The sequence below is a fragment of the Nocardioides sp. genome, from assembly GCF_024509035.1.
Taxonomy (GTDB): Bacteria; Actinomycetota; Actinomycetes; order Propionibacteriales; family Nocardioidaceae; genus Nocardioides.
On the sequence record NZ_JANINT010000092.1, the window covers coordinates 1 to 8,564 of the forward strand.

Below are 8,564 nucleotides of genomic sequence, written 5' to 3' on the forward strand. Positions count from 1 at the left end.
GGGCAGGCAGCCCGCCTCGATCGCGCCGCGGTCACCGGCGCGGCGCGGCACCCAGGCCAGGCGAGCACCGGTGCGCTTGGCCAGCGCGGCGGCGGCGCTCAGGGCGCCGGGCGAGGTGGCGAGCCGCTCGCCGACCAGGACCACCGCGGTGGAGTCGATGCCGAACTCGGCGTGGGAGACGAGGCCCTCGAGGGCTGCGGCCTCGCCGCCGGGCGCCGTCCGCAGCAGCTGACCGCTCATCTTGGCCAGGCCGCGAGAGGCGTACGGCGCGATCGACACCACGCGGGTGCCGCGCTTGGAGGCCTTGCGCAGCCGCAGGAAGACCATGCCGGCCTCGTCCTCGGGCTCGAGCCCGGCCAGGACCACCGTCGAGGCGGACTCGAGGTCGGCGTAGGTCACACCGCCGTTGCCCGGGCCGCGCAGCACGACCTCGGAGGCGAGGAACGAGGTCTCCTCGGCCGAGAGCGGCCGGGAGCGGAAGTCCACGTCGTTGGTGCCGAGCGCCACGCGCGCGAACTTGCTGTAGGCGAAGGCGTCCTCGGCGGTGACGCGGCCACCGGTGAGGACAGCGCTGCCGCCCGCCGCCTGCAGGCCGCGTGCTGCGACGGCGAACGCCTCGGTCCAGGACGCCGGACGAAGCGATCCGTCCTCGTCACGCACCTGCGGGTAGGTGAGCCGGTCGTCCTCGGTCGCGTAGTGGAAGCCGAACCGGTCCTTGTCGGTGATCCACTCCTCGTTGACCTCCGGGTCGTTGCCCGCGAGGCGGCGCATGACCTTGCCGCGGCGGTGGTCGACGCGGATCGCGGAGCCACACGCGTCGTGCTCGGCGACGCTCGGGGTCGACACGAGGTCGAAGGGGCGCGAGCGGAAGCGGTAGTCGGCACTGGTGAGCGCGCCGACGGGGCAGATCTGGATGGTGTTGCCGGAGAAGTAGGACTCGAACGGCTCGCGCTCGTAGATGCCGACCTGCTGGAGCGCGCCGCGCTCGATCAGCGCGATGAACGGGTCACCGGCGATCTGCTCGGAGAAGCGGGTGCACCGGGCGCAGAGGATGCAGCGCTCACGGTCGAGGAGCACCTGGGCGGAGATGTTGATCGGCTTGGGGTAGGTCCGCTTGTAGCCGGTGAAGCGGGACTCGCCGCGGCCGTTGGACATCGCCTGGTTCTGCAGCGGGCACTCACCGCCCTTGTCGCACACGGGGCAGTCCAGCGGGTGGTTGATCAGGAGGAACTCCATGATCCCCTGCTGGGCCTTGTCCGCGACCGGGCTGGTGGCCTGGGTGTTGACGACCATGCCCTCGGCGACGGGCAGCGTGCAGGACGCCTGCGGCTTGGGGAAGCCGCGACCGTTGCCGGCGTCGGGGATGTCGACGAGGCATTGACGGCAGGCGCCGACGGGCGCGAGCAGCGGGTGGTCGCAGAAGCGCGGGATCTGGACGCCGATCTGCTCGGCGGCCCGGATCACCAGCGTGCCCGCGGGCACGCTCGTCTGGACGCCGTCGATCGTGACGGTGACCAGGTTCTCCGTGGCCTTCTCCGGTGTGGTCGTCATGCTGTGGCTCCAGCAGGTGCGAAGACGGTGGCCGCCGCCGGGTCGAACGGGCAGCCGCCATGGGTGAGGTGCGCGACGTACTCGTCGCGGAAGAACTTGATCGAGCTCGCGACCGGGCTGACCGCGCCATCGGCGAGGGCGCAGAACGAGCGGCCGAGGATGTTGTCGCACTGGTCGAGCAGCAGGTCGAGGTCCTCCTCGTTGCCCTGCCCCTTCTCGAGCGCGGCCAGCACCTGCACCAGCCACCACGTGCCCTCACGGCACGGGGTGCACTTGCCGCACGACTCGTGCTTGTAGAACTCCGTCCACCGCAGCGTCGCGCGCACCACGCAGGTCGTGTCGTCGAAGATCTGCAGGGCGCGGGTGCCGAGCATCGAGCCGGCCGCGCCGACACCCTCGAAGTCGAGCGGGATGTCGAGGTGCTCGGCGGTCAGCAGCGGGGTGCTGGAGCCACCCGGCGTCCAGAACTTCAGCTCGTGGCCCTCGCGGATGCCACCGGCGAGGTCGATGAGGGTGCGCAACGTGATCCCGAGCGGGGCTTCGTACTGCCCGGGCCGCTTGACGTGGCCGGACAGTGAGAAGATGCCGACTCCCTTGGACTTCTCGGTGCCCATCGAGGCGAACCACTCGTGGCCGTTGGCGATGATGCTCGGCACCGACGCGATCGACTCGACGTTGTTGATGACCGTCGGGCTGGCGTAGAGGCCGGCGACCGCGGGGAACGGCGGGCGCAGCCGCGGCTGGCCGCGGCGGCCTTCGAGACCTTCGAGCAGCGCGGTCTCCTCACCACAGATGTAGGCGCCCGCGCCGGCGTGCACCACGATGTCGAGGTCGTAGCCGGAGCCGTGGATGTTGGTGCCGAGGTGACCGGCGAGATAGGCCTCCTGGACCGCCCGCTGGACCCGGCGGATCACGTGGAGGACCTCACCGCGGATGTAGATGAACGCCTTGTTGGCGCGGATGGCGTAGGAGCTGATGATCACGCCCTCCACGAGCGTGTGGGGGCTCGCCATCATCAGCGGGATGTCCTTGCAGGTGCCCGGCTCGGACTCGTCGGCGTTGACCACGAGGTACTTGGGCTTGGGGTTGTCCTGCGGGATGAAGCCCCACTTCATGCCGGTCGGGAAGCCCGCGCCGCCACGACCGCGCAGGCCCGACTCCTTGACCGCGTCGATGATCGCGTCGGGCGCCATCGAGAAGGCCTTGTCGAGCGCCTGGTAGCCGCCGCGCTGCTCGTAGGCGGCCAGCGTCCAGCTGCGCTCCTGGTCCCAGTTGTCGGTGAGGACGGGAGTGAGGACGTCGGTCACTGGGCGTCTCCCTTCTCGGCGGCCGTCTCGGACGTGCCGCTCTCCTTCTCGACCGTCGCGTTGTCGGACTGCGGCGGGCTGGCCTCGGCTGCGGCCTGCTCGACCTGGCGAGGCTCCTCGGGAACCGCGTGGCCGTTCTCGCCCTGGGCGCCGGCGGGCGCCGTCCAGCCCTTCTCACGTGCGATGCCGAGGCCGACCAGCGACGCCGGACCAGCGGCGGGGCCCTCGTCTGCGAGGTCGTCGGGGAAGCCGGCGAGCACCCGCTCGGCCTCGCGCCAGGTGACGATGCGCGGGCCGCGCGTGGAACGGACCTCCTTGCCGGCGCGCAGGTCGTCGATGATCTGCATGGCGGTCTCGGGGGTCATGTTGTCCATGAACTCCCAGTTGACCATCATCACCGGCGCGTAGTCGCAGGCCGCGTTGCACTCGACGTGCTCGAGGGTGATCTTGCCGTCCTCGGTGGTCTCGTCGTTGCCGACGCCGAGGTGGTCCTTGAGCCGCTCGAAGATCGCGTCGCCACCCATGACCGCGCACAGCGTGTTGGTGCAGACGCCGACGTGGTAGTCGCCGACCGGGCGGCGCTTGTACATCGTGTAGAACGTCGCGACGCCGCTGACCTCGGCGGCGGTGATGTTCAGCAGCTCGGCGCAGGCCTCGATGCCCTCCGGGGTGATCCGACCCTCGACGGACTGCACGAGGTGCAGCATCGGCAGCAGACCGCTGCGCGGCTCCGGGTAGCGCGCGGCGATCTCCTGCAGCTCGCCGTACGTAGTTTCGCTCAGCATTAGCGGTCGACGCCTCCCATGACGGGATCGATGGACGCGATCGCGACGATGACGTCGGCGACCATGCCGCCCTCCGCCATCACGCTCGTCGCCTGCAGGTTGGTGAAGGACGGGTCGCGGAAGTGCGCCCGGAACGGGCGGGTGCCACCGTCGGAGACCACGTGCGCGCCGAGCTCGCCGCGGGGCGACTCGACCGGCACGTAGGCCTGGCCGGCCGGGACCCGGAAGCCTTCGGTCACCAGCTTGAAGTGGTGGATCAGGGCCTCCATGGACTCACCCATGATGTGCCGGATGTGGTCGAGGCTGTTGCCCATCCCGTCGCTGCCGATCGCGAGCTGGCTGGGCCAGCCGATCTTCTTGTCCTGGATCATCACCGGGGCACCGTCGAGCCCGGCGAGCCGGTCGGCGGCCTGCTCGATGATCCGCAGGGACTCCCACATCTCGTTCAGGCGCACCCGGAACCGGCCGTAGGAGTCGGAGCTGTCCCAGGTCTGGACGTCGAAGTCGTAGGTCTCGTAGCCGCAGTAGGGCTGGGTCTTGCGCAGGTCCCACGGGTACCCGGTGCTGCGCAGCACCGGACCGGTGATGCCGAGCGCCAGGCAACCCTCGAGGTCGAGGTGGCCGATGCCGTCGAGGCGCCCGATGAAGATCGGGTTGGCGTTGCAGAACGCGGCGTACTCGGGGAGCCGCTTCTTCATCAAGGTGATGAAGCCGCGGATCTCGTCGAGGGCACCCGGAGGCAGGTCCTGGGCCACGCCACCGGGGCGGAAGAACGCGTGGTTCATGCGCAGGCCGGTGATCAGCTCGAAGAGGTCGAGGCACAGCTCGCGCTCGCGGAAGCCGATCGTCATCACGGTCAGCGCACCGAGCTCCATGCCGCCGGTCGCGATCGCGACCAGGTGGGAGGAGATGCGGTTGAGCTCCATGAGGAGGACCCGCATGACCGAGGCCTTCTCGGGGATCTGGTCCTCGATGCCGAGCAGCCGCTCCACGCCGAGGACGTACGTCGCCTCGTTGAAGAACGGGCTGAGGTAGTCCATCCGGGTGCAGAACGTGACGCCCTGCGTCCAGGAGCGGTACTCCATGTTCTTCTCGATGCCGGTGTGGAGGTAGCCGATGCCCGCGCGGGCCTCGGTGACCGTCTCACCGTCGAGCTCGAGGATCAGCCGCAGCACGCCGTGCGTCGAGGGGTGCTGAGGACCCATGTTGACGACGATGCGCTCCTGGCCCTCCTCCTCGGCGAGGCCGTCGGCGATCTGGTCCCAGTCCTGACCGGAGACCGTGAAGACCCGGCCCTCGCTGGTCTCGCTGGTGCCGGAGTAGAGGTCCTGATCCGTCATCAGTTATAGCTCCTGCGCTGGTCGGGCGGCGGGATCTCGCCGCCCTTGTACTCCACGGGGATGCCGCCGAGGGGGTAGTCCTTGCGCTGCGGGTGGCCCGGCCAGTCGTCGGGCATGAGGATGCGGGTCAGCGCCGGGTGGCCGTCGAAGACGATGCCGAACATGTCGAAGGTCTCGCGCTCGTGCCAGTCGGCGGTCGGGTAGAGCGGGACCACCGACGGGATGTGCGGGTCGGCGTCGGGCGCGGTGACCTCGAGCCGGATGCGCCGGTTGTGGGTCATCGAGAGCAGGTGGTAGACGGCGTGCAGCTCGCGACCGGAGTCCTCGGGGTAGTGCACCCCGCTGACCCCGGAGAGGAGCTCGAAGCGCAGTCTCTCGTCGTCACGCAAGACCTGCGCCACGGGGAGCAGGTCCTCGCGGCGCACGTGGAAGGTGATCTCTCCGCGGTGGATGACCACGCGCGGCGCAGCCACCTCGACCCCCGCGCTGCGGACCGCCTCCTCGAGAGCGTCGGCGACCTCGTCGTACCAGCCGCCGTAGGGCCGCTGGGCGTCGCCGGGCAGGACGATCGCCTGCTGGAGCCCGCCGTACCCGCTGGTGTCGCCGGTGCCGTGCACGCCGAACATGCCGTGCCGCTCACCGACCTGGTGCACCTGGCCCGCCGGGGCGGGGACGTTCTCGGGGGACTGCTCGGTCGCCGGCTGCTCGGGGCCCTTGGGCTCGGGCTTGACGTCGCTGGAGTCGCTCACCGCAGCTGGCCCTTCATCTCGGAGGTCGGCAGCGCCGCGAGGGCAGCGGTCTCGAGCTCCTCGATCTCCGCGGCCCGGTGGGCGCCCATCTTGGTGTGCTGGACCTTGTCGTGCAGCTTGAGGATCGCGTCGATCAGCATCTGCGGACGCGGCGGGCAGCCGGGCAGGTACATGTCCACGGGAACGATGTGGTCGACGCCCTGGACGATCGCGTAGTTGTTGAACATGCCGCCACTGCTGGCGCACACGCCCATGGCGAGCACCCACTTCGGCTCGGGCATCTGGTCGTAGATCTGCCGCACGACGGGAGCCATCTTCTGGCTGACCCGGCCGGCGACGATCATCACGTCGGCCTGGCGCGGGCTGGCCCGGAAGACCTCCATGCCGAAGCGGCCCAGGTCGTGCTTGGGGCCGCCGCTGGTCATCATCTCGATGGCGCAGCAGGCCAGACCGAAGGACGCCGGCCAGAAGGACGCCTTGCGCATGTAGCCGGCGAGGCCCTCGACGGTCGAGAGCAGCACTCCCGCCGGGAGCTTCTCCTCAATGCCCATCAGAGCACTCCTTTCTGGACAGGTTGAGCGTCGTCAGGTGCGTGCGATGCCCAGGCGGAGGAGGGAGGCGGCCCGGGGTTGGCCGTCGACCTCCGACAACGCAGGCAGGGTGCGGACATCGCGGGCCTCAGTCCCAGTCGAGGCCGCCGCGACGCCACACGTAGGCGTAGGCGACGAAGACGGTGGCGATGAACAGGACCATCTCGACCAGACCGAAGACCTTCAGCTCGTCGAAGTGCACGGCCCACGGGTAGAGGAAGACGATCTCGATGTCGAAGACGATGAAGAGCATCGCGGTGATGTAGTACTTCACCGGGAAGCGCCCGCCTCCGACCGGCTGCGGGGTGGGCTCGATGCCGCACTCGTAGGAGTCCAGCTTGACCCGGTTGTACCGGGTCGGGCCGACCGCGAAGGCCATCACCGCTCCGCCGAGGGCGAAGACCGTCGCCAGGACGACCAGGACGACCACAGGCGTGTAGAGATCCATGCCGCGCCTTTCTAGAGCTGTGCCGCTGCGCCGGATCGGCCCGACTCAGCGGGCCTGCTTTGTGACTTTGTGAATGCGATCACGAGGAGGCGCGCCACACAGTTAACCATCCCGTTCGGCGGACCGCACGCGAGGGTCGGCAAAGCAGGAGACCGTCTCCGAAATGCCCGCTGACCTGGGGATTTTACGAACATCCGCGTGATCTAAATGGGGCGGCGGAGGGCGTCGGACACTACCCGCGGGTAGGCCCGCGCGGCCGTCGTTCAGCGGGTCGCGCGGTGCAGCGCGACGATGCCGCCGGAGAGGTTGCGCCACTGCGGAGCGGCCCAGCCGGCCTGCTCGATCATCGCCGCGAGACCCTGCTGGTCGGGCCAGGCGCGGATCGACTCGGCCAGGTAGACGTAGGCGTCGGGAGCCGAGGACACCGCGCGGGCGATGGGCGGCAGCGCGCGCATCAGGTACTCGAGGTAGACCGTGCGGAACGGTGCGAACGTCGGGTGGCTGAACTCGCAGACCACGATGCGCCCGCCGGGCCGCGTGACCCGCCGCAGCTCGCGCAGTCCGGCGAGGGGGTCGACGATGTTGCGCAGCCCGAAGGAGATCGTCACCGCGTCGAACGTCTCGTCGGCGAACGGCAACCGGGTGCCGTCCCCAGCGGTGAACGGGAGGTGCGGCAGCGCCTGCTTGCCCACCCGGAGCATCCCGAGGGAGAAGTCGCAGGGGACCACGGTCGCGCCACGGTCGGCGAAGGGCTGGCTCGACGTCCCGGTGCCCGCGGCGAGGTCGAGGACCCGCTCCCCGGGACGGGGGTCGACGGCGGCGATGACGTCCTTGCGCCAGCGCCGGTCCTGGCCCAGGGACAAGACGTCGTTGGTGACGTCGTAGCGCCGGGCCACCGCGTCGAACATGCGGCGGACGTCGGACGGCTGCTTGTCGAGCTCTGCGCGGACCACGCGCAGAGACTACGGCCCCGGCCCGGTGCGGGCGTCGCTGCGTCCCGGCTGCGCACCGGTCCGGAGCCGTGGGTCACAGGTTGGTCACGGCGACGAGTCGTGCCCGCGCGGCTGCAACCGACCGGCCCGGCCGAGCGTCACCCTGATGACGGACTCGTCTACTTCCCCAGGAGAGATCCATGCTGCTCGCGCGTCGCCTGTTCCTCGTCGCCGCGGTCGCGGCCCTGCTGTGCGCCGTCGCCTTCGTGGCCGGCTACGCCCTGGAGGACGAGCCCTCGGCGCGGCCCTCGGCGGCCGGCACCGGGACCGTGCCCACCGCCGAGCCGACCCCGTCCGCGTCGCCCACCGCGTCGCCCAGCACGGACGCCCCGACGGCCACACCCACGCCGACCCCCGCGCCGACGCCCGCGCCGACCCACACCCGCACCCCGGAGCCGACCCCCGACCCGGAGCCGTCCCTCCAGCCCGGCCCCCGGCTGCTCGGACCGGGCGACCAGGGCGACGAGGTCCGCGACCTCCAGGCGCGACTGAAGCAGATCTACTGGTTCAACACCGACGTCACGGGGACCTACGGCGACGTCACGGCCACCGCTGTCCGCGGGTTCCAGGCCAAGCGGGGCATCCCCACGACCGGCGAGGTCGACCAGCGCACGCTCGACCGCCTCCACGCGATGACCTCGACGCCGACCGACGCCGAGCTGCACAACCGCGGGAACACCCCTGGTGCCCTCGATGCGCGCTGCCGCACCGGGCGGGTGCTCTGCATCGACAAGACCAGCTCGACGCTGCGCTGGGTCGTCGACGGCGCTGTGCAGCAGACCCTCGACGTGCGGTTCGGCGC

At 70.4% G+C, this 8,564-nt stretch carries 9 protein-coding genes; 1 reads left to right on the forward strand and 8 read right to left on the reverse strand.

The genetic code is table 11. The features are described 5' to 3' along the window. From Q0L15_RS07625 to Q0L15_RS07660, 8 genes are all read right to left on the reverse strand, one after another. A partial coding sequence (locus Q0L15_RS07625) for an NADH-quinone oxidoreductase subunit G (protein ID WP_296603376.1) occupies nt 1-1,551 on the reverse strand: 1,551 nt, incomplete at its 3' end. Beyond that, nucleotides 1,548-2,858 (reverse strand): NADH-quinone oxidoreductase subunit NuoF, encoded by a 1,311-nt coding sequence (nuoF, locus tag Q0L15_RS07630; protein WP_296603377.1) that lies wholly within the window; start codon nt 2,856-2,858, stop codon nt 1,548-1,550. The genes Q0L15_RS07625 and nuoF, both read right to left, overlap by 4 nt. Further along, complete coding sequence (gene nuoE / locus Q0L15_RS07635; RefSeq protein WP_296603378.1) at nt 2,855-3,643, reverse strand: NADH-quinone oxidoreductase subunit NuoE; 789 nt, start codon at nt 3,641-3,643, stop codon at nt 2,855-2,857. The genes nuoF and nuoE overlap by 4 nt, the downstream gene beginning before the upstream one ends. Further along, nucleotides 3,643-4,983 carry an NADH-quinone oxidoreductase subunit D gene (locus Q0L15_RS07640; RefSeq protein WP_296603380.1) on the reverse strand — a complete coding sequence of 447 codons (1,341 nt, stop codon included), beginning with the start codon at nt 4,981-4,983 and terminating at the stop codon, nt 3,643-3,645. Before Q0L15_RS07640 ends, nuoE begins: the two co-directional genes overlap by 1 nt. Continuing rightward, on the reverse strand, nt 4,983-5,732 hold the full coding sequence (locus Q0L15_RS07645; RefSeq protein WP_296603382.1) for an NADH-quinone oxidoreductase subunit C: 750 nt from the start codon (nt 5,730-5,732) through the stop codon (nt 4,983-4,985). Before Q0L15_RS07645 ends, Q0L15_RS07640 begins: the two co-directional genes overlap by 1 nt. Next, a complete protein-coding gene (locus tag Q0L15_RS07650) occupies nt 5,729-6,283 on the reverse strand; it encodes an NADH-quinone oxidoreductase subunit B family protein (protein WP_296603384.1) in 555 nt (184 codons plus the stop codon). Before Q0L15_RS07650 ends, Q0L15_RS07645 begins: the two co-directional genes overlap by 4 nt. 127 nt (nt 6,284-6,410) lie before the next feature. Beyond that, nucleotides 6,411-6,770 carry an NADH-quinone oxidoreductase subunit A gene (locus Q0L15_RS07655; RefSeq protein ID WP_296603385.1) on the reverse strand — a complete coding sequence of 120 codons (360 nt, stop codon included), beginning with the start codon at nt 6,768-6,770 and terminating at the stop codon, nt 6,411-6,413. A 263-nt stretch (nt 6,771-7,033) separates the two neighbouring features. Continuing rightward, entirely contained in the window at nt 7,034-7,723 is a 690-nt protein-coding gene (locus tag Q0L15_RS07660) for a demethylmenaquinone methyltransferase (protein ID WP_296603387.1), read from the reverse strand. A gap of 179 nt (nt 7,724-7,902) precedes the next feature. Between Q0L15_RS07660 and Q0L15_RS07665 the strand changes: the two genes are divergently transcribed. Beyond that, nucleotides 7,903-8,564: peptidoglycan-binding domain-containing protein (locus Q0L15_RS07665; protein ID WP_296603389.1), on the forward strand; the 662-nt coding region annotated here is incomplete at its 3' end.

What these genes read in the sequence shown, in the direction of transcription:
- Q0L15_RS07655 (WP_296603385.1), bottom strand. Translation starts at nt 6,770, where the DNA reads ATGGATCTCTACACGCCTGTGGTCGTCCTGGTCGTCCTGGCGACGGTC.
- nuoE (WP_296603378.1), bottom strand. Translation starts at nt 3,643, where the DNA reads ATGCTGAGCGAAACTACGTACGGCGAGCTGCAGGAGATCGCCGCGCGC.
- Q0L15_RS07640 (WP_296603380.1), bottom strand. Translation starts at nt 4,983, where the DNA reads ATGACGGATCAGGACCTCTACTCCGGCACCAGCGAGACCAGCGAGGGC.
- Q0L15_RS07650 (WP_296603384.1), bottom strand. Translation starts at nt 6,283, where the DNA reads ATGGGCATTGAGGAGAAGCTCCCGGCGGGAGTGCTGCTCTCGACCGTC.